Raw genomic sequence first — 23,075 nt, forward strand, 5'->3', positions numbered from 1 at the left:
GCTGTGCGGGCACTGCAACAAGCGCTCGCCGGGACAAGAAAATTCAATGTCGGCAACCGATATTCGCGTAGTTCGTTCTGGTGCACGACTCGCCTGCCCGGATGGTCGGTGCTGTCAGGTGCAGCGAAGCCGGTGAGTAGGGCCGCGGTATCCGCAGGGGACGCTTTCGAACGGGCTGGTGCCCGGGGGGCCGGTGAATTCCCGCACGAAAGGTGTTCGGACACAGGATCTCGCGTAACTCGGTCGCGAAGACGGTGGCGACCGTGGCCGGGTCGAACGGGTCGGCCGCGGCGAGCAGCTGATCGACCGATGCCCGAATCGCGGACGCCTGCGACGTATCGGGCATCGCGTATCCCCTCGGAGGTGTGGAAGCGAACCGATATCGGCATCTCCAACCCGGCCTGGGCCGCTACTGCGAATTCGGTTGTGGAAAGTGCTGCTCCATGTTCAGGGGGCCGGTGCGGTGCGGAGGGCTTCGAGGATCCGGCGCAGCGAGGTCAGGGTGTCGGACAGGGCATCGGGGCCGGGAGAGGTGGCCAGCCAGAGGGCGGCTTCGTTCATGGCGCCGGACAGGAGGTGGGTGAGCGGCGGTATGGGCTGGGGTGGGAGTACGCCCGCGGCGACGAGTGCGGTGAGCGCTTCTTCGAGGTGGCGGCCGGCGGCGGATTCGTCCATGGCGCGCCATTCCTGCCAGCCCAGGACCGCGGGACCGTCGATCAGCATGATGCGCTGGATCTCGGGGGTGGTGCAGCTGGTCAGGAAGGTTTCGCAGCCGGTGACGAGCTGGGTCCACGGGTCCGATTCGGTATCCGCGGCGGCGGCGACGCGGTCGCCGACCTCGGATTGCACATCCTCCAGGACCGCGCGGAACAGTGTGAGTTTGCTGTCGAAATTGTGGTAGAGCGCACCCTTGGTGACGCCTGCCGCGGTGACGATCTCCGAAAGACCCACGGCGGCATAACCTTTGGTGGCGAATAGCTTCCTGCTCTGGTGTAGCAGGGTTGCGCGGGTCTGTGCCCGCTGCTGGGCGCGCAGCGATCCGGCCATTGCGAACCTTCCATTGACATACCGATGGTATGCGACCTAGCCTAGTTCGCATACCATCGGTATGTGAACTTCGGCGCGAAAGAGGCAGGTATGACACTCGGCAGCTTCTACCCGGTCATCGGCACCACTCGGATCGCGCAGGCGCGCGATTTCTACACCCACTGGTTCGGATTCGAGATCACCTTCGCGGCGGACTGGTACGTCAGCCTGCGGCGGACCGAGGGCGAGCGGTACTACGAGCTGGCGCTGCTGGACCATACGCACCCGACTGTCCCCGCGGGGTACCGCAAACCGGTCCAGGGCCTGCTGTTGAACTTCGAGGTCGACGATGTCGACGCCGAATGGGAACGGCTGGTCGTGCGAGGCGGGTTGCGGGCCGAACTCGATATCCGCTCCGAGGATTTCGGGCAGCGGCATTTCATCGTCGCGGATCCGAGTGGGGTGCTGATCGATGTCATCACCGAGATACCGCCCAGCGGCGAATTCGCCGCACAATTCACCGCCGGATCCACGGTGGTATGACGCTAATCCCCGTCGGCGACCGGGCGTGGCTCGGCGGACCCGGTCCTCCGGAAGAGTAGGGGTGGGGGGAAGTCCCTGGACACTATCCTCGTACCGGACCACGGGCACACGGTGCGACTGTCGCGCAGATGTTCGCTGACGACGCCGTCCACGACGGTGACATTGCGGACGGGGCACAGCCCGGGGCAGCCGATGACGGTGATCGCACCGCCGCTGTCGCGATGGACGGCGCCGCGCAGTTGACGCGAAGTGATCCACGGCCGGTGGCCGAGTGGACACTCGGCGTACTCGGTGGCCTTCATCCCCACCCAGGGGCATTCACCGGGGACATTGCGCCAGTGTTCGGCCACTCTGCCGTCCAGCACGGTCGTCCCGTGCAGGCAATGCAGCGTTTCCGGGCAGCGGTACCGGCCCGCGGTGGTCGAGGTGGCGAGCATCCCGAGGTGGATCCAGGGCTCGACCCGGCAATCGCAGGCAGAACAAGCTGACTGTGGCATGCGGTGTGGTTCGGCCCGCCGGTACTGCCGGATGGGCGCACAATGGGATGGATGACATCCGGTGCGCATAGGCGGTCCGACGACCCGGCCGAACTCCGGTCGCGACTGCGGCACGTCTATTGGATCGGCGGGGGAAGTGGCGCCGGGAAGTCGGCCGTCGCGGCCGCGCTCGCCGCACGGTACGGCCTGCGGGTGTACTCGACCGATGACGCCATGTCCGAGCACGCGGAGCGCGGCACGCCCGCCGACGCGCCGTACCTGGCGGAGTTCCTGGCCATGAGCATGGACGAGCGCTGGGTGCACCGGACTCCGGAGACGATGTTCGAGACATTTCACTGGTTCCGGGGCGAGCGTTTCGGTGCGATCGTCGACGACCTGCTGGCCATCTCCGAACGCACCGTGGCCGAAGGGTTCCGCCTGCTGCCGAACCTGGTGGTGCCGCTGCTCGCCGACCCGGCTCGGGCGATCTGGCTGCTGCCGTCACCGCTGTTCCGCCGCAAAGTCTTCGCCGGCCGCGGCTGGGAGATCCCACGCCGGACCAGCGCCCCCGCCCGCGCGCGGCAGAACGTGCTGGGGCGCGACAAGATTTTCACCGACAGGCTGCGTGCCGAAACGGCCGGGCTCGGGTTGCCCGTGCTCGAGGTCGACGGATCCATGACCGAGCACGACGCGGCGGACCGGGTAGGACGTGCATTCGGCCTGTGATCCCCCGCGGCGGCTCGGATCCGGCCGAGATCGATCTCCACGGGAAACGGGGCGGGAGCTTCGACGACCCCGGTGAACATCTCGCCGCACGTTTGAAGGTCGCGCGGGTCCACGCCCGTATCGCAGATCGGCGCCGTGACCATCTGCCTGCGGAGATGGTGTGCGACCGCCTCGCGGCCGATGCGAGGAGGCAACGGTCGGTGAAACAGGAAAACCCAACCGTGAGGTTGGAGTCCCCCGCCTTCAGGCGTGGGGAGGAAGTCGAGGATCATGTACGTCGTGAGCGATACCGATCTTGTGGACGTGACCATCAGTGGACCCGACGAAGAATGGCTGGCGGAGTTCACCCATCGGCTCGTCACGGATCGGTTGGCGGCGTGCGGGAACATCTTCCCCGATGTGCGATCGATCTACCGGTGGGAGGGCGCGGTGGAGGATGCCTCCGAGGCCGTGGTCGTACTGCACACCCGGGCCTCGCTGCTGCCCGAGATCGTCGAACGCGCCAACTCCGAGCACCCCGACGAGGTTCCCCAGGTCGTCGCGGTACCGGTGGCAGGGGTGAACCCCGCCTACGGTCAGTGGATCCTGGACGAGACCGGGAGCTGAGCACCGGCGTCACCGCGCCCGGCCCGCCGGGCGCGATATCGGGTGCGCGGGCTCAGCGATGGACCAGGTCGGCGTACTCCGGATGGGCACCGATGTAGTCGTCGACGTACCAGCAAGTGGCCGCGACCGCGAAGCCCGCGTCGCGGGTCTCGTCCAGCGCGTACTTCACCACCTGTGCGGCCACACCCCGGCCCCGGAACTCGGGGAAGGTGATGGTGTGGTGGAAGTTGCGGACCTTCGGCGACTCCGTCTCCGCGTAGTCGGCATAGCCCGCGAGCGTTCCGTCCAGGTAGATCTCGAAGCGGGTGTCGTCGGCATTGTGTCGCAGTTCGGTACTCACCTTCGGTGGAACGGCGGGCCCGGTGCAGTTTGTTCCGGTGTTCAGAGGACAGCGCCGGGGTTGAGAATGCCGTGCGGGTCGAGGGCCGTTTTGATTCGCCTGGTCAGGTCCATCACCTCGGGGCCCAGCTGATCCGGGAGCCACGCCTTCTTGAGGCGGCCCACACCGTGTTCGCCGGTGATGGTGCCGCCGAGGGTGATGGCCAGTGCCATGATCTCGCCGAAGGCGCGGTGCGCGCGTTCGGTCTCGTCCGGATCGGACGGATCGTGCACGATCAGCGGATGGGTGTTGCCGTCCCCGGCGTGCGCGATCACCGACACCGTGACGTCGTTGTGCCGGGCGATCTCGGCGATACCGGTGACCAGGTCGCCGAGCCGGGGTAGCGGCACCCCGACATCCTCGAGCAGTAGCGGGCCGAGCCGTTCGACCGCGGGGATCGCGTAGCGGCGGGCCGCGGTGAAGGCTTCGCCCTCCTCCGGGTCGGCGGTATGGAACGCCTCGGTGGCCCCGGCGGCCCGGCAGGCCTCGAGCATGATCCGGGCCTCCTGCGCGGCGTGGTCTCCGGGCGCGTCGGACCGGGCCACCAGCAGGGCGGCGGCGTCGCGGTCCAGGCCCATTCGCAGTTCGTCCTCCACCGCGTTGATGGCGACGGAATCCATGAACTCCAGCATGGCCGGGCGCAGCGCGCCGGTGACGGCGAGGATCGCCTCGGTGGCCGCGCCGAGTGTGGCGAAGGACGCGACCACGGTGCTCTGCACCGGTTGCGCGGGCAGGAGCCGCAAGGTGAGTTCGGTGATGACGCCGAGGGTGCCCTCGCTGCCGACGAACATCTTGGTCAGCGACAGCCCGGCCGAATCCTTCAGCCGCGGGCCGCCCAGCCGCACCGCGGTGCCGTCGGCCAGCACGACCTCCATACCCAGGACATAGTCAGTGGTCACGCCGTATTTGACGCAGCACAGGCCACCCGCGTTGGTGGCGGCGTTACCACCGATCGAGCACATCTCGAACGACGAGGGGTCGGGGGGATACCAGAGTCCGTGTTCGGCGGCCGCCCGTTTGACCTCGGCATTGAGCAACCCGGGGCCGACGACCGCGGTTCGGGTGACCGGGTCGATGGCGATACCGCGCATCCGCTCGGTGCTCAGCACGATTCCGCCGTCCACCGCGGTCGCCCCGCCGGACAGGCCGGAGCCGGCGCCGCGCGGGACCACCGGGATCCGGTGCTCGTCGGCCCAGCGCAGCGTCGCGCACACATCGGTGGTGCCGGTGGCGCGGACCACGGCCAGCGGTGTCCCCGCCGCCGGGTCCTTCGCCCAGTCCTGCCGGTAGCCGGCGAGCACATCGGGATCGGTGAGCACCGCGCCGGCGGGCAGGAGGTCGATCAATTCACGCAGGTCCACGCCCCAACGCTAACCGCTCGCGGCCCGGCTGGGGCCCCGTCCGCGCAGACCGGACCCCGGTTGTCACAGGCCGTGGTCGCGGGCACCGTTCACCGAGTGCGCGAGCTCGGCCGCCGCGGTCGCCGGGAACCCGTCGCGCGCGGCGGCGACCGCGGTATCGAATTCCTCCTCCACGAGATCGGCATTGATCTGCGCACCGGCCGTCGCGCCGGCCGCGGCGGCCGCACCGACCTGTGCGGACAGATCGGTCACATTCCCGGCGGCCCAGACCCCCGGCACCTCGGTGCGGCCGGTGGCGTCGCACGGGATGTACCGGCCGAATCCGGCCGGATGCTCCGTGGCCGCCAGGCCCAGGCCGTCCAGGAATCCGGAGTGGGCGACCATTCGCGTACCCACGGCGACGACATCCCGGGCGACGACGGTGCCGTCGGCGAGCCGGATGCCGGTGATCCGGTCGTCGGCGATCTCGATTCCGGCCACCTCGCCGGGCACCACGCGGACCCCGCGCGCGGCGAGCCGTTCGGCGACTTCCGGAGCGGGTTCGGGCTGGTCATGGGTGAAGTAGACGATATCGTCGCTGAGCTGGCGGAACAGCTGGACCTGGTGCGCGGAGACCGGCCCGCGGCTCAGCACGGCGATCGCCCGATCGCGTACCTCGTAGCCGTGGCAGTACGGGCAGTGCACCACATCGCGGCCCCATCGTTCGCGCAGGCCGGGGATCTCGGGCAGTTCGTCGGTCAATCCCGTGGTCACCAGCAGCCGCCGCGCCCGGACCGCGCGGCCGTCGGCGAGCGTGATCGTGAAGCGGTCACCGTCGCGGGCCGCGCCGGTGATCTCCCCGGACACCACCCGGCCGCCGTAGCGGCGGACCTCCGCGCGGCCGGTCTCGAGTAGTTCCGCCGGCGGCGTACCGTCGCGCGCCAGCAGTCCGTGTACGCCGTCGGCGGGGGCGTTGCGCGGGTGCCCCGCATCGATCACCACCACACTGCGCCGCGACCGGGCCAGCATGAGCGCTCCGTTCAGGCCGGCCGCCCCGCCACCGGCCACCACCACGTCGTAGTCGTTGTCCAAATCATCGGTCACCGTGACCACCTCCTCCGCGCCGACTATCCGTACCTTCGAATCAACTGGCAAACAATTTTGCTGTAATCGCAATTGGCCGCGCCGGCCGGATCGCGGCATTCCTCCGGAAAATAGCGCCCGAGCTGTGGGTTTGCCGCGCGCTCACCTGCCGGACACCTGGTCCTGCGAGGCTGGCGGCGTGCAGGATCTGGCGACGAACGCTGATATGTGGGAGATCCGGTTCGCCCGCTGGTGCGCCGGGGTGGTCGCGCGCCTGCCATGGGGCCTGGACCGCGTCGTCGCCCCCACCTTCCTCGGTTTCGCGCTGATCAACAGCTTCACCTTCGGGGTCGACCTGCTGATCCTCACCGGGATGCGCAGCGGACTCGGCTTACCGGGATGGTTGTCGGTCTCGGTCGGCTACGTCTGCGCGTTCGCGCTGGCGTTCTATCTCAACCGGCGGTTGAATTTCCGCTCGCACGCGCCGGCGGGGCGGCAGGCGGCGGTCTACACCGTCGTCGTGCTGATCAACTACCTGGCCTTCATTCTCGGCGTCGGTGCCGGACTGGCCGCGTTCGGCGTGCAGTACCACCTCTCGCGCATGCTGGCCGGGGTGTGCGAGGCGGTGTACATGTACTCGGCCATGCGCTGGGTGGTCTTCCGGCGCCGCCGATCGCCGATCAGCCCGTGTGGACCCGGGTTTCGTCGCCGTCGCGGACCACGACATCGGCATCGGTGAGCGCCCAGTGCGGGGTGCCCGCCGCCCGGAGGCGGTCGGCGAGGGCGTTACCCGTCCGCTCGGGGTCGGTGGGTGAGTCCAGATGCGGCACGATCGGCCGATCGACCACCCCGAGACCCGCCCAGATCGGTTCGATACCGCAGGCCGGCCGTACCTCGGCGGGGTCGTCGGCGGTCTCCAGACCGTGCAGGTCCGGGCTCAGGACACAGGCGCCCGCGCTGTAACCCGCGTAGACCACCGAATCCGACGCCAGTAATTCCGGGATCACCAGGTCCGCACCGCTCCGCGCGAACTGGGCCCGCAGGACGAAGGTATTGCCCCCGCGGACCCAGAGGACGGGGAACCGCGCCAGCCGCCGGCGCAATTCCTCGGGGCGCCCGGCGTAGTCGCGCAGATCCACCTCCTCGGGCCGGAACCCGAGTGCGCGCAACGGGGTCAGTTCGCTGGTCAACGCAGCGGCACGGCCCCGCGGCCACGAGTCGAAGGCATTGGCGATCACCGCGATCGGGCCCGGGGCGCCGACCAGTGAAGCGAATACGTCGTAATGAGCGCCGAATCGGTAGCTCGCCAGGAACAATCGCATCTCAGATGGTGAACGCCAGGTTCCGGACCACCTGCCGGCCCAGCTCCGCGTCCCTGTGGAAGGTGATTTGGTCCAGTACCGAGTCGGCAGCCACCCGGCCACCGCCCAGCCGTACCAGTAGGCCCGAGTCCAGTTCCAGCGTCACGGTGGGCTCGGTGGCGGGTGTGTCCACATAGCGTGCCCGGTCACCGACCTCGATGTGCAGGGTCCGCGTGAGCGGACCGGTGAGTGCCAGGGTGATCAGTGAACCCGCCGGCGCCTTACCGCGTTTCGCGACCACCCGGGGCAGTGACTGCGCGAACTCGGCGAAGGCGAGCTCGGCCCGTGGGCCGCCCTCGTCGACCCGCTTCCCCAGTGCGTCGGCGATATCGAGTTCGTGCATCCAGCAGTCGAACAACCGCACCCGCATGAACCGCGCGTAGGGCACCTCGCCGATAGGCGACGGTGACGGTGCCGACCACGCCGCATCGTCCATGGCGGCGAGCGCGGCCCGGCGGCGGTCGATCACGGCGCGGTACAAATCGAGCAGTTCGGTGCCCGCGCGTGGTCGTAGCCGCTGCACCCAGATCTCGTTGAGGGCGCCGATCTCGTTGCGCACGTGCGGCAGCGTCTTCACATCGATCTCCGGCGCCTGCGGATCACGGGCCGGTGGCCTGTCCCCGAGCAGCAGCGACTCGGTGCCGATCACATGGCTCAGCACATCGAACACGGTCCACCCCGGAAGCGGCGAGGGTGTCCGCCACTGCTGCTCGTCGAGGTCGGCGACCAGTTCGGCGAGGGCGTCGAACTGGTCGGACAACCGCGCGGTGAGTTCGGGACGGTCGAGGGTATCGGTCATTCGGTCCTCCTTGGAAGCCGGTATCCGCGATCCGCGGAAGTCGTAGCGAAGGCGGGTACCCGGGATCCGCGGTGGCGGCGGCCAAGGTATCGCATCATCGGCAGGGTCGTCCGTGGCTGAGCGGGATTCGTACTGGGGCCGGAGATCAGGCCGGTTCCCCGTCGGCGCCGGGCCACGTGTCCAGGGCGGCCAGGTCCGCGCGGAGCGCGGCGGCGACCCGTGCGGGCTCGTGTGAGCGGCGCAGCACCAGTCCGGTCGCGAACCGTAATTTGTCGCCGTGACTGCGGGGGATTACATGCAGGTGGACGTGCGCGACCGTCTGGAATGCGGCCTTGCCATCGTTGATCAGCAGATTCGCACCGTCGGCGGCGAATCCGGGACCCTGTACCGCCCGGGCGAGGCGATGGCCGACCCGGAACAGATCCACCCCGGCCTCGGCATCCAGTTCGGACAGATCGGTGGCATGCCGCTTCGGGATCACCAGCGTGTGCCCGCGGGTGATCGGCCGGATATCCAGGAACGCGGTCACCGTATCGTCCTCGTACACCCGATGGGCCGGTGCGGTGCCGGCCACGATCCCGCAGAAAACGCAGTCGCTCACATAGCGCACTCTACGGCGTAAGGGCTCGGCGCGTCCCGGAGCCGGCATCGACTTGGCAAACTTTTCAAACTCCTGAGCCTGCTTTGGCGGATATATCCCGTCATCAGGCTTTACCGATGCGAAGACGTCCGGCTGTCGACTCGGAATGTGACGGGCATCTCAGCTAATCTCACTTCGGCCGATGTACGGTTGCCAGGATTTCGGGCGGTGGTGTCCCAGGGCACCTCCGCCCGGCGCCGTTGATCGGCGGCCGAAACATCAGGAGAGGGAAGCAGACAAGTGGAGACAACGCAGGCCGTGAGCGATTCGTCGCCGCGCGGGGCGCGTGTCGGTGTCGTTCGCGAATCCGCCGCGGGCGAGCGGCGGGTCGCCTTGGTTCCGAAGATCATTCCCACGCTGGTGAAACAGGGTGTGGAGGTCGTGGTCGAGGCCGGAGCCGGAGCGGGCGCGCTCATTCCCGATACCGCCTACGAGGAAGCCGGCGCGAAGATCGGCGACCCCTGGTCGGCCGATGTGGTCGTCAAGGTGGCCCCGCCCAGCGATGCCGAAGTGGGCAAACTGTCCACGGGGCAGACGCTCATCGGATTCCTCGCCCCGCGCAACGCCGACAACCAGATCGACGCGTTGAAGAAGGCCGGCGTGCGGGCCTTCGCGGTGGAGGCCATCCCGCGGATCTCGCGCGCCCAGGTGATGGACGCGCTCTCCTCGCAGGCCAATGTCGCCGGGTACAAGGCGGTCCTGCTGGCGGCGTCGGAATCGACCCGCTTCTTCCCGATGCTCACCACCGCCGCCGGCACCGTGAAACCGGCGACCGTGCTGGTGCTCGGCGTCGGCGTGGCCGGGCTGCAGGCGCTGGCCACCGCGAAACGCCTGGGCGGCCGCACCACCGGCTACGACGTACGCCCCGAGGTCGCCGATCAGGTGCGGTCGGTCGGCGCCCAGTGGCTCGATCTCGGTATCGACGCCGCCGGTGAGGGCGGCTACGCCCGCGAACTCACCGATGAGGAGAAGGCCAAACAGCAGCAGGCGCTCGAGGACGCCATCAAAGGTTTCGACGTGGTGATCACCACCGCGCTGGTACCCGGGCGTCCGGCGCCGCGGCTGGTGACCGCGGGCGCGGTGGCCGGGATGAAACCGGGCAGCGTCATCGTGGACCTCGCCGGGGAGACCGGCGGCAACTGCGAACTCACCGAACCCGGCGAGACCGTGGTCAAGCACGACGTGACGATCTGCTCGCCGCTGAACCTGCCCGCCACGATGCCCGAGCACGCCAGCGAGCTGTACTCGAAGAACATTGCCGCGCTGCTGGAACTGATGCTCGCCGAAGGCGAACTGAAACCCGATTTCTCCGATCAGGTATTGGCCGATTCCTGCGTCACCCGTGACGCCGAACCGACAACGAAGGCCGAATGATGTACACCGAACTGCTGGCGAATATCGCGATTCTGGTGCTGTCCGGTTTCGTGGGTTTCGCGGTGATCTCCAAGGTCCCCAACACCCTGCACACGCCACTGATGTCGGGTACCAACGCCATCCACGGCATCGTGGTGCTGGGCGCGCTGGTCACCCTCGGGCGGATGGAGGATCCGTCCCTCGGTGTCCAGGTCATCCTGTTCGTGGCCGTGGTGTTCGGAACGCTCAATGTGATCGGCGGTTTCGTGGTCACCGACCGGATGCTGGGCATGTTCAAAGGCAAGAAGCCCGCCGCGGGTGCCGAGAAGGCAGGTAAGTGACCCATGGACAATCTGGTCGATATTCTCTACATCCTGTCCTTCGCTCTGTTCATCTACGGCCTGATGGGGCTGACCGGTCCCAAGACCGCGGTCCGGGGCAACTGGATCGCAGCGGCCGGTATGGCGATCGCGGTGATCGCCACCCTGATCGCCGTCCGGGACACCGGTAACTGGATCCTGATCGTCGCCGGCCTTATCGTCGGCGTGGTGCTGGGCGTGCCGCCCGCCCGCTACACCAAGATGACCGCGATGCCTCAGCTGGTGGCGGCGTTCAACGGTGTCGGCGGCGGCACGGTCGCCCTCATCGCATGGGCCGAATTCATCGATACCACCGGTTTCTCGGTCTTCCATCACGGTGAGGAACCGACGGTGCACATCATCGTCGGCTCGCTGTTCGCCGCGATCATCGGTTCGGTGTCGTTCTGGGGTTCGCTGATCGCGTTCGGCAAACTGCAGGAGATCCTGCCCGGACGCCCGATCGGTCTCGGCAAACTGCAGCAGGTGGTGAATCTGCTGCTGCTGGTGGCAGCTACCGCGGCGGCGGTCGTCATCGGGCTCGGCGCCTCCGACGGCGGCGTCTCGCAGTGGTGGATGGTCGGCTTGCTGCTGGCCGCCGGGGTGCTGGGCCTGATGGTGGTGCTGCCGATCGGCGGCGCCGATATGCCCGTGGTGATCTCGCTGCTCAACGCGCTCACCGGCCTGTCCGCGGCGGCCGCCGGTCTGGCACTGAACAACACCGCCATGATCGTGGCCGGCATGATCGTCGGCGCGTCCGGCACCATCCTGACCAATCTGATGGCCAAGGCGATGAACCGGTCCATCCCGGCCATCGTGGCGGGCGGTTTCGGTGGCGGCGGCGCCGTCGCCGGTTCCGGTGGCGGCGAACAGAAGCAGGCCAAGGCCACCTCGGCGGCCGACGCGGCGATCCAGATGGCCTACGCCAACCAGGTGATCGTGGTACCCGGCTACGGTATGGCCGTCGCCCAGGCCCAGCACGCGGTCAAGGAGATGGCGGGACTGCTCGAAGCCAAGGGTGTCGAGGTCAAATACGCCATCCATCCGGTCGCGGGACGGATGCCCGGGCATATGAACGTGCTGCTGGCCGAGGCCGAGGTGTCCTACGACGCCATGAAGGAAATGGACGATATCAACGGCGAATTCGGCCGCACCGATGTCGCGCTGGTCATCGGCGCCAATGATGTCACCAACCCGGCCGCCCGCGAGGATTCGGCCAGCCCGATCTACGGTATGCCGGTCCTCAATGTCGACCAGGCCAAATCGGTGATCGTGCTGAAGCGTTCGATGAACAGCGGTTTCGCCGGTATCGACAATCCGTTGTTCTACTCCGACCACACCTCGATGCTCTTCGGAGACGCGAAGAAGTCGGTCGGTGCGGTCACCGAGGAGCTGAAGGCCCTGTAGTCGCACGGTGATCGCCACGGCCCCGGGTGGGTTCACCACCGCCCGGGGCCGTGCTGCTGTTGTACGGTCGGCCGATGGCGAGTCCTGGCGCGAAACTGCTGCAATCCCGTTGGTTCGTTCGATCGCCGATCTGGTTGTTCCGGGCCCGGCTCGGGTTCCTGTTCGGTGGCCGGCTCCTGCTGCTGGAACATATCGGCCGCAAATCCGGTGCCGCGCGCTATGTGGCGCTGGAGACGGTGGATCACCCGGACCCGGGCACCGTGATCGTCGCGTCGGGCTTCGGTGAGACCGCGCAGTGGTACCGGAATCTGCTGAGCGAACCGCGGTGCCGGGTGAGTATCGGCACCCACTACCGGCTGCCCGCCGAGGCGCGCGTCCTGGACCGGGTGCGGGCAGCCGAGGTGCTGGCGGGGTATCGGGTCCGGCACCCGCGGGCATATCGGGAGTTGAGCGGCCTCATCGAGGAGGCGACCGGCCGCGGCATCGAAACGGTTCCGCTGGTCGAACTGTCATTGCGGCCCTGGTATGCGGCGTGGCGTCGACCCGAGTAGCCGGTCGGTGCCGGGAAAACCGGTGGACGCTGCGCGGGCGCGAGTCGATGATTGTCGGCGATGCTGGAAAGCCACGAACCTTTGCGACTGATCGGCCCCGACACCGCCGCCACAGACCCCGCCGAGCTGCTGGCGTGGAATGCCGTGCTCGATTCCTATTCGACCCCTCGCGATCTGCTGGACATGCTCACCCTGAGTTTCTTCGGCCGCGGGACACAGCCGTACTACCGGAAGAGCCGGCTGGAGCGGGTGCGGCCCGAGGCGGCGCTCCGGCCGCCGGGGTCGCGGATCTCGCGGTCGGTGGTCGACAGCGATTCCCGGTCGATCCTGGTGCTCGGCGAGGGCTGGACCCTGCGGGCCGATCGCTGGTCGGATAAATCGGCGCAGGTCGAGGTCACGGCGATCAGCGACGAGCTCGCCGAACGCATTGTGGCGGAATCGGTCCGGGACGCCGAAGAACCGGCCGGCAACGACCGGGCCGCGGTCAAGATGGGCTTCTGGCACCAGGGTGAACACGGGGCGCAGCGGCGCGCGCTGGCCGTCACCACGCCGGAGTGGCCGGAGATCCGCGGCAACTACAGCACCGCCGTCGCCACCGCGCTGGACCGGTTGATGGCCCTGCGCGCGGACGATATCCGCGGCCGGCTACTGCTGCTGCACGGACCGCCCGGGACCGGCAAGACGACCGCGCTGCGGGCGCTGGCCCGGGCCTGGTCGGAATGGTGCCAGGCCGATTGCGTGCTCGATCCGGAGATGCTGTTCGCCAAACCCGGCTACCTGATGCGGGCAGCCATGGGCGCCGAAGGAGAGGACGAGGAAGCCGACCGCTGGCGTCTGCTGATCCTGGAGGACTGCGACGAACTGATCCACAGCGAGGCGAAGTCGTCCTCGGGGCAGGGACTGTCGCGGTTGCTGAACCTCACCGACGGCATGCTGGGCCAGGGCCGCGATGTGCTGGTCGCGATCAGCACGAACGAGGACCTCTCCCGGCTGCATCCCGCCGTGACCCGGCCCGGCCGGTGCCTCGCGCAGCTGGAGATCGGCCGGTTGTCCGCCGGCGAGGCGCGGCGCTGGCTCGGGGACCGGGGCGCCGAAGCTCCCGCGACCGGAGCGACGCTCGCCGAACTGGTCGCGCTGCGCGACGGGACGGGCAGGATCGCGGTCCACGACGTGGCGCCGGATGCGGGTATGTACCTTTGACGCCCTCTCCGGCCTGAAAGGCCGAAGATTCCTACCAGCGCCCTCGCCCGTCGTGCACGTCCGCCCGCGCAGTGGCGCCGCACGGGCACGGCGCCCGCTCGGCCGCCTGCCGCGGGAGCCCTCGTCGTGGATCCGCCGTGGTCGCGGGGTATTCCCAGGATATGAGGCGCCGCTATCGTTGGCGGCGTGGATGCATTGGCTGCCCTGCTGGAGGGTCCGCGGGCGCGGGGCGCGTTCCTGTTGCGTTCACTGCTGAGCCCACCGTGGTCGCTGCGTATCCAGGACGAATCGCCTTTGACGCTGGCCGCGGTGATCCGCGGGCACGCATGGGTTCTCACCGAGGACGGCGGTCGGCACCGGATGAGCGCCGGGGATGTGGCGGTGTTCCGGGGACCCCGCCCCTATACCGTCGCCGACGACCCCGCCACCGATCCGCAGATCCTGATCAACCCGGGCCAGATCACCACCACGGTGGACGGTGAGGTGCTCTGCGAGACGATGAACCTGGGGGTGCGGCAGTGGGGTAACGACCCGGCCGGGGAAACCGTTCTGGTCACGGGCTCCTACGAACAGGCGGGCGCGGTGAGCCGGCGCCTGCTGCGCGCCCTGCCACAGACCCTGGTGGTGCCGCGCGGGCGGTCCGACGAACGGGTACTGAGCCTGCTGGTGGAGGAGACCGTGAAGGATCAGCCCGCGCAGAGCGCGGTGCTGGACCGGTTGCTGGACCTGCTGCTCATCGCGACTCTGCGCACCTGGTTCGCCGGGAACGAGGCGCCACCCTGGTATCACGCCTACGGCGACCCGCTGGTCGGTAAGGCATTGCGGCTGCTGCAGCACAATCCCGCACACGGCTGGACGGTGGCCGATCTCGCCCGGGAGGTGGGGTCCTCGCGGGCGGCGCTGGCCAGGCGGTTCACCGAACTGGTCGGCGAACCGCCGATGGCCTTCCTCACCGAGTGGCGGTTGGATCTGGCCGCCGACCTGCTGCAGGGCACCGACGATACGGTGGAGGCCGTCGCCCGCCGGGTGGGGTACGGCAGCGCCTTCGCGTTGAGTGCCGCGTTCAAACGGCAGTTCGGGGTGAGCCCGCGCGATCACCGGCTGGGGGCCGCGGCCGCCGTGGTGCCCCCGCCCGGCTGACCGTGAAACGTCCCGCGCGGGCCCGGTACTTCAGGGCCGGGTCAGTGCATCGAAGTTGTCGGATATGCGGGATAGTGTGCGTGGGTGCAGCTTCGGTACAAACTTCCGCGTCTATCCGACGCCCGGTCGACAGGTTGCGTTGGCCCGGGTGTGCGCGGGTGGTGTACAACGACGGTCTGCGTATCAGACAGCGAGCACACGTGGCCGACCGGCCGTACATCACAGACTCCGCATTACAGACCCGGGTGATCACCGAGGCGAAGAAAACCCCGGAACGGGCGTGGCTGGCCGAGGTTTCCACGGTGGCGCCGGTGCAAGCGCTCGGCGATCTGCACACCGCGTACCGGAACTTCTTCGCCTCGGTGACCGGGAGACGCAAGGGCGCGAAACTCACCCCGCCTCGCTTCCGGTCACGCAGGGACAACAGGCAGGCGATCAGGTTCACCCGCAACGGGTTCTCGCTGCGCTCGAACCGGCGACTGTATGTGGCCAAGGTCGGCGAACTCGCGCTGCGGTGGTCGCGGGAACTGCCGTCGGGTCCTTCGTCGTTCACGATCGTCAAGGACGCATCCGGCCGGTATTTCGCGTCGTTCGTCGTTCAGACCGAGGACTCCCCGTTGCCGCTTGTCGAAGCCGAGGCAGGTATCGATCTCGTGTTGTCGACGTTCGCGGTGCTGTCGAACGGGAAAACGATCGCTTCGCCGCGGTTTCTGCGGCAGGCGGAGCGGCGGTTGAGGAAATCCCAGCAGGACCTGTCCCGGAAGGAGAAGGGTTCGAAGAGCCGGGCGAAAGCTCGTACGCGGTTGGCGAGATCGGTGCACGATGCGGGGTGGGGCATGTTCACCCGCATGCTGGAGGAGAAAGCTCACCGGAATGGGCGTACCTTCGGCAAGGTGGATCGATTCTTCCCGTCCACCCGGATGTGCTCGGTGTGTGGGGCTATGGGTGGGAAGAAAGCCTCTACACGTTCGGGTATGGACGTGCGCGTGTGGGGCCGTTCACGACCGCGATGTGAACGCGGCGATCAACATCCTCGCGGCCGGACGGGCCGAGAGGTTAAACGCCTGCGGAGGGACAGTAAGTCCTGCCGCCTAGCGGAAGGCACGTCCCTGTGAAACAGGAACCCACCGGAAAACCGCGAGGTTCAGGAGGAATCCCGGTCGTTCGAGGCCGGGAGGACGTCAAACAGCGGTATCCGGTGCTCTGGCTGGTGCCCACCCGCTGGGCCGACAACGACCACTACGGGCACGTGAACAACGTGACCTACTACGCCTATTTCGATACCGCGGTCAACGCCTGGCTGATCGACGCCACGGGCACCGATATCCGGGAACTGCCCGCCATCGGGATCGTGGCGGAGACGTCCTGCCGTTTCCACGCCTCGCTGAGTTTCCCCGACCTGCTGCGCGTGGGTCTGCGGATCGCCCGTCTCGGCCGGTCCAGCATCACCTACGACCTCGCGATCTTCCGGGAGACCGACGATGATCTCGAGCTGGCCGCCACCGGAACCTTCGTCCACGTCTACGTGGACGAGGAAACCCGCAAACCGGTCGAGATCCCCGAGGTGATCCGCAAGGCCGCCGCGGTCCTGGTCACCGACACCACCGAGCAGTAGCCGGGAACGGCTCTCGGGAGCATCCGGAAATCGGTACGCCCGCGAATTGCCCTCGGGCCTATTCGGTCACCTTTCCTTGTCTGCCCGGCCTTTCGCCGGCGCCCGCCCGCCGTGGCGCGCGCACGGAAGAAGGCCGCGGCCATACGCGGACTGCGCTCCGCGGCTGGAACACCTGCCGGGCGAGGCGCATCACCCCGTCGGCCAGCGGCTCCTCCCGGGGATGCAGAGCCAGTTCGTCGTAGGAGTGCGGCCATCCACGCCGCCACCGCGGCCACGATCAGCTCGGCGCGGCCGACGCCTGATCACCAGCGCTGATAGTGGTATCGACAGGTTCCGCCGCGCCTTCGCCGGCCGGACACGGCGGAGGTCTACGGCAGCGGATCGGTCACTGCCGAGCCCGGCGCGCCGAGGGAGTCACTGCTGGGCGCCGAGGTCCTCCAGCGTGTGCTGGAAGCGGCGCATCCCGCGGATCCAGCGGTCGTAGTCCGATCCCTTGTGCTGGTACATCGTCAGCACTTCCGGATGCGGCAGAATCAGGAACTGTCGCGCCGCCACTCCGGCCAGTACGGTGTCGGCCACCGCTTCGGGGGTCAATACCGCGCCCGCGGATTTCACGGCGTTGATGGCCAGCCGTCCGGCCGCCTCGTTGTCCGGTGGGATCATTCCCTCGCGCAGCAGCGCCGTATCGACGCCCATGGGGCATACGCAGCTGACCCCGACCCCTCTGTCCCCGTAGGTGATCGACAGCCATTCCGCGAAACCCACCGCGGCGTGCTTGGACACCGAATACGGCGCGGAACCCAGCTGGGTGAGCAGCCCGGCCGCCGACGCGGTGCTCACGAAATAGCCTGTACCGCGTGCCAGCCAGCCGGGGACGAGCAGGCGGGCGGCGCGGATATGAGCCATGGTGTTGATCTCCAGGGCGGCCGCCCACTGCGCGTCGGTGCTGTCCAACCCGGCGCCCCCGCCGATCCCGGCATTGGCGAAGTACAGGTCCACCGGGCCGAAGGCGGATTCCGCGGTATCGATCAGCCGCTGGATCACCGCGGGGTCGGCGGCGTCCCCGCCGGCGGCGACGGCGTTATCGCCGATCACACCCGCCACCTGCTCCGCGGTGGCCGGATCGAGGTCCGCCACCACGACCCGCGCGCCGTGGTCGGCCAGCCGTCGTGCCAGTGCCGCACCGATACCGGATCCGCCACCGGTGACGACGGCGGTCCGGCCCGAGAAAGTGTCCGCTACTGTGCCTGAGAGCTCCATCCCGGCACTCTAACGCTTACATGCGACATGCGCCTCCATATGTCGCTTACTCGGATCGGCGCCCGTCGGCGGGACGTGCCTGCTCGGCGAGCCGACGCAGCAGCGGAGCGGTACGTGGTCCCACCGATTCCTGCATCACCAGGGCCATATTCGTGCGAACCACCCCGGGAATCTTCAGGATCTGCCCGGTGATGCGGTAGAGGTCGTCGGCGTCGCGGGCCACCACCCGGACCGTGAGGTCGGTGGGGCCGGTCATCCCGCACACCTCGGTCACCTCCGGGATCTCGGCCAATTCGCCGACCACCGCTTCCAGTCGGTGCTGGTCCACGACCACCGCGACGAAAGCCGAGAGTCGGTAGCCCAGCGCCCGCAATTCGACCCGGCGTTCGAAACTACCCAGTACGCCGGTGGCTTCCCAGCGGGTGAGGCGCGCCTGCACGGTATTGCGGGACAGCCCGAGCCGGGCGGCCAGTTCCACCCCGGTGGCCCGGGGGTTGGCGATCAATTCGAGCAGTAGGCGCGCATCGGTGGCGTCCACCACCGAATCGGTTGTCTCCGGACTGGTCATATAACGCAGTATGTCAGGGATCGCGGCAGCGAAACCGTGCATTCTGCTCAGTTGTCCGATCAAGACTTGCGCAGTTCGCTTAAGCGTGGATGCTATGTGTTGTAGGCCACATCGACGCGTGACCCGCGTGAGGAGGCGAGGCCGATGCCCGGAACAACCGAGTATCCGGTGCAGTTGATCCAGCCCGACGGCGCTCGGGTGCACCACCCCGAATATCAGGCCCTGGTCGCCGATATCGGGCCCGGTGAACTGCGGCAGCTCTACGAAGACCTGGTGGTCACCCGGCGGATAGATACCGAGGCCGTCGCGCTGGCCCGGCAGGGGCAACTCGGTCTCTGGGCTCCCTACCAGGGGCAGGAGGCGGCCCAAGTGGGGTCGGCCCACGCACTCCACGCCGACGACTACGTATTCGGCAGCTACCGGGAGAGCGCCGTCGCCTATTGCCGCGGCGTGCGGCCGAGCGCCATGACCGCGATGTGGCGGGGCGTCTCCCATTCCTCCGGGGATCCGGCGGTGGCCAATATGGCCAACCCGGCGATCGTCGTCGGCGCCCAGGCACTGCACGCCACCGGCTACGCCTACGCCGCCCACCTCGACGGCGCCGAAATCGCGACCGTTACCTATTTCGGCGACGGCGCCACCAGCCAGGGTGATATCGCCGAGGCGCTGACCTTCGCCGCGAGCTGGAGCGCGCCGGTGGTGTTCTTCTGCCAGAACAATCACTGGGCGATCAGTGCGCCGGTGCAGTTGCAGAGCGCCACCCCGATCGCCCGGCGCGCGACCGGTTACGGGATCCCCGCGATCCGGGTGGACGGCAACGATGTGCTGGCCGTGCTGGCCGTCACCAGGCAGGCGGTCGCGCGCGCCCGCAGCGGGGGCGGGCCCTCGTTCGTCGAGGCCATCACCTACCGCATGGGTCCACATACGACCGCCGACGACCCCACCCGCTACCGGGCCGCGGCCGAGACCGAGGAATGGGCGCGGCGGGATCCGATCCTGCGGATGCGGCTCCTGCTGGAACGCGAGGGCCTGCTCGACGACGAGACCCGGCGGCGAGTGGCGGAACGCGCCGACGAGGTCGCCCATCTGATGCGCACCGAGACCCTCACCATGGCCGACCCCGAGCCGCCGGAGCTCTTCGAGCACGTCTACGCCACCGCGCACCGGGGCCTCGACGAGCAGCGCCGGGACTATCTCGCGTACCTGGTCGACGACCCGGCCGGGGCGCTCGCCACCGTCGCGCCCACCCCGCGCGAGGAAGGAGTCCGCTCATGATCACCACCTTCGCCGCGGCGCTCAACGCCGGCCTGCGCAGCGCGCTCGAGGAGGACCCGAAAGTGGTGCTGATGGGTGAGGACATCGGCCGGCTCGGCGGTGTCTTCCGGGTCACCGACGCGCTGCAGAAGGATTTCGGCGACCGCCGCGTGATCGATACGCCACTGGCGGAGTCGGGGATCATCGGTACCGCGTTCGGGATGGCGCTGCGCGGCTACCGCCCGGTGTGCGAGATCCAGTTCGACGGGTTCGTGTATCCGGCGTTCGACCAGATCGTCTCCCAGGTCGCCAAGATCCACTATCGGACCCGGGGCGCGGTACGGGCGCCGCTGACCATCCGCATCCCGTTCGGAGGCGGGATCGGCTCGGTCGAACATCATTCCGAATCACCCGAGGCGTACTTCGCGCACACCGCGGGGCTGCGGGTGGTGGCGCCGAGCAATCCGGCCGATGCCTTCACCATGATCCGGCAGGCCATCGCCCTGGACGACCCGGTGATCTTCTTCGAACCCAAACGCCGGTACTGGGACAAAGCCGAATTCGATCCGGCCGCCGCACCCGACCTGCCGCTGGACCGGGCCCGGGTGTGCGTGCGCGGGACCGATGCCACCGTGGTCGCCTACGGGGGCACGGTCGCCACCTCGCTGGCCGCCGCGGAAACCGGTGCCGAGGAGGGGATCTCGCTGGAGGTCGTGGATCTCCGGAGCCTGGCGCCACTGGACGTGGACACCGTCGCAGAATCAGTGGGCCGGACGGGTCGGCTCATCGTGGTGCACGAAGCGTCGCGCACCGGGGGTATCGGTGCCGAGATCGCCGCCCGGATCACCGAGCGGTGTTTCTACCGGCTCGAAGCGCCGGTACTGCGGGTCGCCGGGTTCGATATCCCCTACCCTCCGGCTAAGCTCGAGAAGCATCATCTGCCCGACCCGGATCGGATCCTGGAGGCGGTCGATCGAACGCTTGCCGCCTGAAGTGCGATCCCGCCCCTGATGCCAGCCGGAGGTGCCCGAAACCGTGGACGACGACGCCCGCGCCGACGAAGGTCGTGCCGCAGATACCGGCGAGATCCTGGAGTTCCGTCTCCCCGATCTCGGCGAAGGACTCACCGATGCCGAATTCCAGAACTGGATGGTGGCGGTGGGCGACGAGATCACATTGAACCAGACCATCGCCGAGGTGGAGACCGCGAAAGCGGTGGTCGCGCTACCGTCGCCGTTCGCGGGGACCGTCGTGGAACTGCTCGCCGAGCCCGGCGAGACCATCGACGTCGGTGCGCCGCTGCTCCGGATACGCACGGCCGCAGCAGAATCGGGTGCTCAGGCGCGGCCGTCGGTGCTGGTCGGTTACGGGCCGTCGGAGGAGCAGGTCTCGCGACGGCGGCGCGGCGGGCAACGCCCCGGCGGTACGGCGGTACCGTCGCCGGAACCGTCCGCGGGTAACGGCATGTCGTACGACAGTGGCGTGATCGGCGGGTCACCCGGTGGGACGGCGCGGACGGCGCCGGAGCCGCGGGAGCACGGTGGTGATTCCGCCCGCACGGCCGCGGCCGAATCGCAACGGGTGGCCGCCACGCCGGGAGCCCGCAAACTGGCCCGGGAACTGGGCATAGACCTGTGGTATGTGGCCGGCTCCGGACCGGAGGGGGCGGTCACCGTCGCGGATGTCCGTGGCGCGGTGCCGGTGTCGGAACCCGATACACGCGATCGCGGTCCCGGTGACGAAGCGGCGCCGGCCGGGGGCCGGGCCGCGGGATCGGTTCGGGAGGAGCGCACGCCGATCGCCGGGGTGCGCAAGCGCACGGCCGAGGCCATGGTGACCAGCGCGCGCACGATCCCGCAGGCCGACACCTCGATCACGGTGGACGTCACGGCTTCGCTGGAACTGCTGGAACATCTACGCGCCACCCCATCCTTCCAAGGGATCACCCCGACCCTGCTCGCGCTGGTGGCGAAATCGGTACTCGCCGCCCTGGCCGAATTCCCCGTGATCAATACGTTCTGGGACGAGGCGAACGCCGAGATCGTCACCCGGCACTACGTCAACCTGGGTATCGCGGTGGCCGCCCCGCGCGGGCTGCTGGTGCCCAATATCAAGGACGCCCAGACTCTGAGCCTGCGGGAACTGTGCCGCGAGATCGGATGGCTGGCCCACACCGCCCGGGACGGCCGGGCGGGACCGGCCGATCTGCGCGGGGGCACCTTCACCATTTCCAATGTCGGTGTCTTCGGCGTGGAATCCGGTACCCCGCTGGTCAACCCGGGCGAGGCCGCGATCCTGTGCCTGGGCGCGGTGGTGAAGCGGCCGTGGGTCTTCCGGGATGAATTGGCCATCCGCTCGGTGGTGACGCTGACGGTGAGTTTCGATCACCGGATGATCGACGGTGCGGCGGCAGCCCGTTTCCTGGCGACCGTCGCCGGCCTGCTGGAGGACCCACTGACCCTGCTCGCCCGGATCTGACGCCTCGCGCGGATGTCCGTGTACGCGTGGACTTCGCGGACCGTCGGCGCGTACGGTGACGAAATCTGTTCCAGACCCTTGGACGAGGAGCTGCGTTGAACGCGGTATTGATCTCGGCTGAAGAACTCCGGGAATCGACAGAGAAGGATCTGCGCCTGCTGGATGTGCGCTGGCAACTCGGCGATCCCGACGGGCCGCAGCATTACCAGGATGGTCATATACCCGGAGCGGTGTTCGTCGACCTGGATACCGAACTCGCCGCCCTGCCCTCACCCGCCCACGGCCGGCATCCGCTCCCGGATCCGCGCCGGCTCCAGAAATGCGCCCGCAGCTGGGGTCTGTGTACGGGCGATCCGGTGGTGGTCTACGACGCGATCGGCGGAATGTCGGCGGCGCGGGCGTGGTGGCTGCTGCGCTGGGCGGGTATCGCCGATGTCCGGATCCTGGACGGTGGGCTCCCGGCATGGACCCGGTCCGGCGGCGAGCTGGCCACCGGGGTGGAACCCGATCCCGCGCCCGGCGATATCGAATTCCGACCGGGCCGGCTGCCGGTGATCGACGCCGACGCGGTCGCCCGCTGGGAGGGGGTTCTGCTGGACGCCCGCGCGGCCGAACGTTACCGCGGCGAACAGGAACCCCTCGATCCCCGCGCCGGGCACATACCCGGCGCGATCAGCGCGCCGAGCAGCGACAACCTCGATCAGGACGGCTGCTTCCTGCCCGAAGACCTGCTGCGCGAGCGGTTCGGTGAGATCGGTGAGGCCCCGGTCGCGGTGTACTGCGGTTCGGGTGTCACCGCCGCGCACGCGATCGCGGCGCTCGCAGTGGTAGGGGTACAGGCCGCGCTCTATCCGGGCTCGTGGTCGCAGTGGGCGCACGATCCGAAGCGGCCGGTCGCCACCGGTGTGTAGGCC

Annotated in this window: 26 protein-coding genes; 16 read left to right on the plus strand and 10 right to left on the minus strand. The window is 68.6% G+C overall.

Annotated features, from left to right (window positions below; all coding sequences use genetic code 11):
• Positions 1–447 precede the first annotated feature (447 nt).
• Positions 448–1,047 carry a TetR/AcrR family transcriptional regulator gene (locus ACQPYS_RS04400; RefSeq protein ID WP_063035796.1) on the minus strand — a complete coding sequence of 200 codons (600 nt, stop codon included), beginning with the start codon at positions 1,045–1,047 and terminating at the stop codon, positions 448–450.
• Positions 1,048–1,137: 90 nt separating this feature from the next.
• Between ACQPYS_RS04400 and ACQPYS_RS04405 the strand changes: the two genes are divergently transcribed.
• Complete coding sequence (locus ACQPYS_RS04405; RefSeq protein ID WP_063035797.1) at positions 1,138–1,569, plus strand: VOC family protein; 432 nt, start codon at positions 1,138–1,140, stop codon at positions 1,567–1,569.
• A 2-nt stretch (positions 1,570–1,571) separates the two neighbouring features.
• Here ACQPYS_RS04405 and ACQPYS_RS04410 read toward each other — a convergent pair whose 3' ends face one another.
• Positions 1,572–2,006, minus strand: a complete 435-nt coding sequence (locus tag ACQPYS_RS04410) for a hypothetical protein (protein WP_431941072.1) — start codon at positions 2,004–2,006, stop codon at positions 1,572–1,574.
• Between the two features lie 111 nt (positions 2,007–2,117).
• Between ACQPYS_RS04410 and ACQPYS_RS04415 the strand changes: the two genes are divergently transcribed.
• The gene (locus ACQPYS_RS04415) at positions 2,118–2,771 is read left to right on the plus strand and encodes a hypothetical protein (protein ID WP_433491764.1); all 654 of its coding nucleotides are present in this window, start codon (positions 2,118–2,120) and stop codon (positions 2,769–2,771) included.
• Positions 2,772–3,050: 279 nt separating this feature from the next.
• Positions 3,051–3,377, plus strand: a complete 327-nt coding sequence (gene cutA, locus ACQPYS_RS04420; RefSeq protein WP_433491765.1) for a divalent-cation tolerance protein CutA — start codon at positions 3,051–3,053, stop codon at positions 3,375–3,377.
• Positions 3,378–3,429: 52 nt separating this feature from the next.
• Here the strand turns inward: cutA and ACQPYS_RS04425 are convergent, their stop codons facing one another.
• From ACQPYS_RS04425 to ACQPYS_RS04435, 3 genes are all read right to left on the minus strand, one after another.
• On the minus strand, positions 3,430–3,717 hold the full coding sequence (locus ACQPYS_RS04425; protein ID WP_063035813.1) for a GNAT family N-acetyltransferase: 288 nt from the start codon (positions 3,715–3,717) through the stop codon (positions 3,430–3,432).
• Positions 3,718–3,758: 41 nt separating this feature from the next.
• Positions 3,759–5,117: an FAD-binding oxidoreductase gene (locus tag ACQPYS_RS04430; RefSeq protein ID WP_431941069.1), complete on the minus strand. Its 1,359-nt coding sequence runs from the start codon at positions 5,115–5,117 to the stop codon at positions 3,759–3,761.
• A gap of 63 nt (positions 5,118–5,180) precedes the next feature.
• Positions 5,181–6,200: an NAD(P)/FAD-dependent oxidoreductase gene (locus tag ACQPYS_RS04435; RefSeq protein ID WP_433491766.1), complete on the minus strand. Its 1,020-nt coding sequence runs from the start codon at positions 6,198–6,200 to the stop codon at positions 5,181–5,183.
• Positions 6,201–6,405: 205 nt separating this feature from the next.
• Here ACQPYS_RS04435 and ACQPYS_RS04440 point away from each other — a divergent pair, with 205 nt between their 5' ends.
• Positions 6,406–6,918: a GtrA family protein gene (locus ACQPYS_RS04440; protein WP_433492969.1), complete on the plus strand. Its 513-nt coding sequence runs from the start codon at positions 6,406–6,408 to the stop codon at positions 6,916–6,918.
• Here the strand turns inward: ACQPYS_RS04440 and ACQPYS_RS04445 are convergent.
• The 3 genes from ACQPYS_RS04445 to ACQPYS_RS04455 all read right to left on the minus strand — a co-directional run bounded on the left by ACQPYS_RS04445 (position 6,860) and on the right by ACQPYS_RS04455 (position 8,940).
• On the minus strand, positions 6,860–7,501 hold the full coding sequence (locus tag ACQPYS_RS04445; protein ID WP_433491767.1) for a Type 1 glutamine amidotransferase-like domain-containing protein: 642 nt from the start codon (positions 7,499–7,501) through the stop codon (positions 6,860–6,862). The genes ACQPYS_RS04440 and ACQPYS_RS04445 overlap by 59 nt on opposite strands.
• Before the next feature lies 1 nt (position 7,502).
• Complete coding sequence (locus tag ACQPYS_RS04450; protein WP_433491768.1) at positions 7,503–8,339, minus strand: maleylpyruvate isomerase family mycothiol-dependent enzyme; 837 nt, start codon at positions 8,337–8,339, stop codon at positions 7,503–7,505.
• 145 nt (positions 8,340–8,484) lie between these two features.
• Positions 8,485–8,940 (minus strand): HIT family protein, encoded by a 456-nt coding sequence (locus ACQPYS_RS04455; protein WP_433491769.1) that lies wholly within the window; start codon positions 8,938–8,940, stop codon positions 8,485–8,487.
• Between the two features lie 279 nt (positions 8,941–9,219).
• Here ACQPYS_RS04455 and ACQPYS_RS04460 point away from each other — a divergent pair, with 279 nt between their 5' ends.
• The 8 genes from ACQPYS_RS04460 (at position 9,220) to ACQPYS_RS04495 (ending at position 16,601) form a co-directional block, all read left to right on the plus strand.
• Positions 9,220–10,353, plus strand: a complete 1,134-nt coding sequence (locus ACQPYS_RS04460; protein WP_063035818.1) for a Re/Si-specific NAD(P)(+) transhydrogenase subunit alpha — start codon at positions 9,220–9,222, stop codon at positions 10,351–10,353.
• Positions 10,353–10,673, plus strand: a complete 321-nt coding sequence (locus ACQPYS_RS04465; RefSeq protein ID WP_030522455.1) for an NAD(P) transhydrogenase subunit alpha — start codon at positions 10,353–10,355, stop codon at positions 10,671–10,673. Before ACQPYS_RS04460 ends, ACQPYS_RS04465 begins: the two co-directional genes overlap by 1 nt.
• A gap of 3 nt (positions 10,674–10,676) precedes the next feature.
• On the plus strand, positions 10,677–12,095 hold the full coding sequence (locus ACQPYS_RS04470) for an NAD(P)(+) transhydrogenase (Re/Si-specific) subunit beta (protein WP_063035819.1): 1,419 nt from the start codon (positions 10,677–10,679) through the stop codon (positions 12,093–12,095).
• A gap of 74 nt (positions 12,096–12,169) precedes the next feature.
• Positions 12,170–12,646 (plus strand): nitroreductase family deazaflavin-dependent oxidoreductase, encoded by a 477-nt coding sequence (locus ACQPYS_RS04475; protein WP_433491770.1) that lies wholly within the window; start codon positions 12,170–12,172, stop codon positions 12,644–12,646.
• 60 nt (positions 12,647–12,706) lie between these two features.
• The gene (locus tag ACQPYS_RS04480; RefSeq protein ID WP_431941064.1) at positions 12,707–13,846 is read left to right on the plus strand and encodes a DUF5925 domain-containing protein; all 1,140 of its coding nucleotides are present in this window, start codon (positions 12,707–12,709) and stop codon (positions 13,844–13,846) included.
• 186 nt (positions 13,847–14,032) lie between these two features.
• Entirely contained in the window at positions 14,033–14,986 is a 954-nt protein-coding gene (locus tag ACQPYS_RS04485) for an AraC family transcriptional regulator (protein ID WP_063035821.1), read from the plus strand.
• Between the two features lie 158 nt (positions 14,987–15,144).
• Positions 15,145–16,101: an RNA-guided endonuclease InsQ/TnpB family protein gene (locus tag ACQPYS_RS04490; protein WP_433491771.1), complete on the plus strand. Its 957-nt coding sequence runs from the start codon at positions 15,145–15,147 to the stop codon at positions 16,099–16,101.
• A gap of 38 nt (positions 16,102–16,139) precedes the next feature.
• The gene (locus tag ACQPYS_RS04495; protein WP_433492970.1) at positions 16,140–16,601 is read left to right on the plus strand and encodes an acyl-CoA thioesterase; all 462 of its coding nucleotides are present in this window, start codon (positions 16,140–16,142) and stop codon (positions 16,599–16,601) included.
• A gap of 414 nt (positions 16,602–17,015) precedes the next feature.
• Here ACQPYS_RS04495 and ACQPYS_RS04500 read toward each other — a convergent pair whose 3' ends face one another.
• Entirely contained in the window at positions 17,016–17,861 is an 846-nt protein-coding gene (locus ACQPYS_RS04500; RefSeq protein WP_431941062.1) for an SDR family oxidoreductase, read from the minus strand.
• Positions 17,862–17,907: 46 nt separating this feature from the next.
• On the minus strand, positions 17,908–18,429 hold the full coding sequence (locus tag ACQPYS_RS04505; protein ID WP_063035876.1) for an Lrp/AsnC family transcriptional regulator: 522 nt from the start codon (positions 18,427–18,429) through the stop codon (positions 17,908–17,910).
• Positions 18,430–18,573: 144 nt separating this feature from the next.
• Here ACQPYS_RS04505 and pdhA point away from each other — a divergent pair, with 144 nt between their 5' ends.
• The 4 genes from pdhA to ACQPYS_RS04525 all read left to right on the plus strand — a co-directional run bounded on the left by pdhA (position 18,574) and on the right by ACQPYS_RS04525 (position 23,072).
• Positions 18,574–19,704 carry a pyruvate dehydrogenase (acetyl-transferring) E1 component subunit alpha gene (gene pdhA, locus ACQPYS_RS04510; protein WP_431941060.1) on the plus strand — a complete coding sequence of 377 codons (1,131 nt, stop codon included), beginning with the start codon at positions 18,574–18,576 and terminating at the stop codon, positions 19,702–19,704.
• Complete coding sequence (locus tag ACQPYS_RS04515; protein ID WP_433491772.1) at positions 19,701–20,675, plus strand: alpha-ketoacid dehydrogenase subunit beta; 975 nt, start codon at positions 19,701–19,703, stop codon at positions 20,673–20,675. The genes pdhA and ACQPYS_RS04515 overlap by 4 nt, the downstream gene beginning before the upstream one ends.
• A 94-nt stretch (positions 20,676–20,769) precedes the next feature.
• Positions 20,770–22,161, plus strand: coding sequence for a dihydrolipoamide acetyltransferase family protein (locus ACQPYS_RS04520; RefSeq protein ID WP_431941098.1), 1,392 nt, complete (start codon positions 20,770–20,772; stop codon positions 22,159–22,161).
• A gap of 95 nt (positions 22,162–22,256) precedes the next feature.
• Positions 22,257–23,072, plus strand: a complete 816-nt coding sequence (locus ACQPYS_RS04525) for a sulfurtransferase (protein ID WP_063035826.1) — start codon at positions 22,257–22,259, stop codon at positions 23,070–23,072.
• Positions 23,073–23,075: the final 3 nt, after the last annotated feature.

Source organism: Nocardia grenadensis (assembly GCF_050942415.1).
GTDB classification, from domain to species: Bacteria; Actinomycetota; Actinomycetes; order Mycobacteriales; family Mycobacteriaceae; genus Nocardia; species Nocardia grenadensis.

Coding starts and splice junctions, on each gene's coding strand:
- ACQPYS_RS04400 (WP_063035796.1), bottom strand. CDS start 1,047: ATGGCCGGATCGCTGCGCGCCCAGCAGCGGGCACAGACCCGCGCAACC.
- ACQPYS_RS04405 (WP_063035797.1), top strand. CDS start 1,138: ATGACACTCGGCAGCTTCTACCCGGTCATCGGCACCACTCGGATCGCG.
- ACQPYS_RS04410 (WP_431941072.1), bottom strand. CDS start 2,006: ATGCTCGCCACCTCGACCACCGCGGGCCGGTACCGCTGCCCGGAAACG.
- ACQPYS_RS04415 (WP_433491764.1), top strand. CDS start 2,118: ATGACATCCGGTGCGCATAGGCGGTCCGACGACCCGGCCGAACTCCGG.
- ACQPYS_RS04440 (WP_433492969.1), top strand. CDS start 6,406: ATGTGGGAGATCCGGTTCGCCCGCTGGTGCGCCGGGGTGGTCGCGCGC.
- ACQPYS_RS04445 (WP_433491767.1), bottom strand. CDS start 7,501: ATGCGATTGTTCCTGGCGAGCTACCGATTCGGCGCTCATTACGACGTA.
- ACQPYS_RS04450 (WP_433491768.1), bottom strand. CDS start 8,339: ATGACCGATACCCTCGACCGTCCCGAACTCACCGCGCGGTTGTCCGAC.
- ACQPYS_RS04465 (WP_030522455.1), top strand. CDS start 10,353: ATGTACACCGAACTGCTGGCGAATATCGCGATTCTGGTGCTGTCCGGT.
- ACQPYS_RS04470 (WP_063035819.1), top strand. CDS start 10,677: ATGGACAATCTGGTCGATATTCTCTACATCCTGTCCTTCGCTCTGTTC.
- ACQPYS_RS04475 (WP_433491770.1), top strand. CDS start 12,170: ATGGCGAGTCCTGGCGCGAAACTGCTGCAATCCCGTTGGTTCGTTCGA.
- ACQPYS_RS04480 (WP_431941064.1), top strand. CDS start 12,707: ATGCTGGAAAGCCACGAACCTTTGCGACTGATCGGCCCCGACACCGCC.
- ACQPYS_RS04500 (WP_431941062.1), bottom strand. CDS start 17,861: ATGGAGCTCTCAGGCACAGTAGCGGACACTTTCTCGGGCCGGACCGCC.
- ACQPYS_RS04505 (WP_063035876.1), bottom strand. CDS start 18,429: ATGACCAGTCCGGAGACAACCGATTCGGTGGTGGACGCCACCGATGCG.
- pdhA (WP_431941060.1), top strand. CDS start 18,574: ATGCCCGGAACAACCGAGTATCCGGTGCAGTTGATCCAGCCCGACGGC.
- ACQPYS_RS04515 (WP_433491772.1), top strand. CDS start 19,701: ATGATCACCACCTTCGCCGCGGCGCTCAACGCCGGCCTGCGCAGCGCG.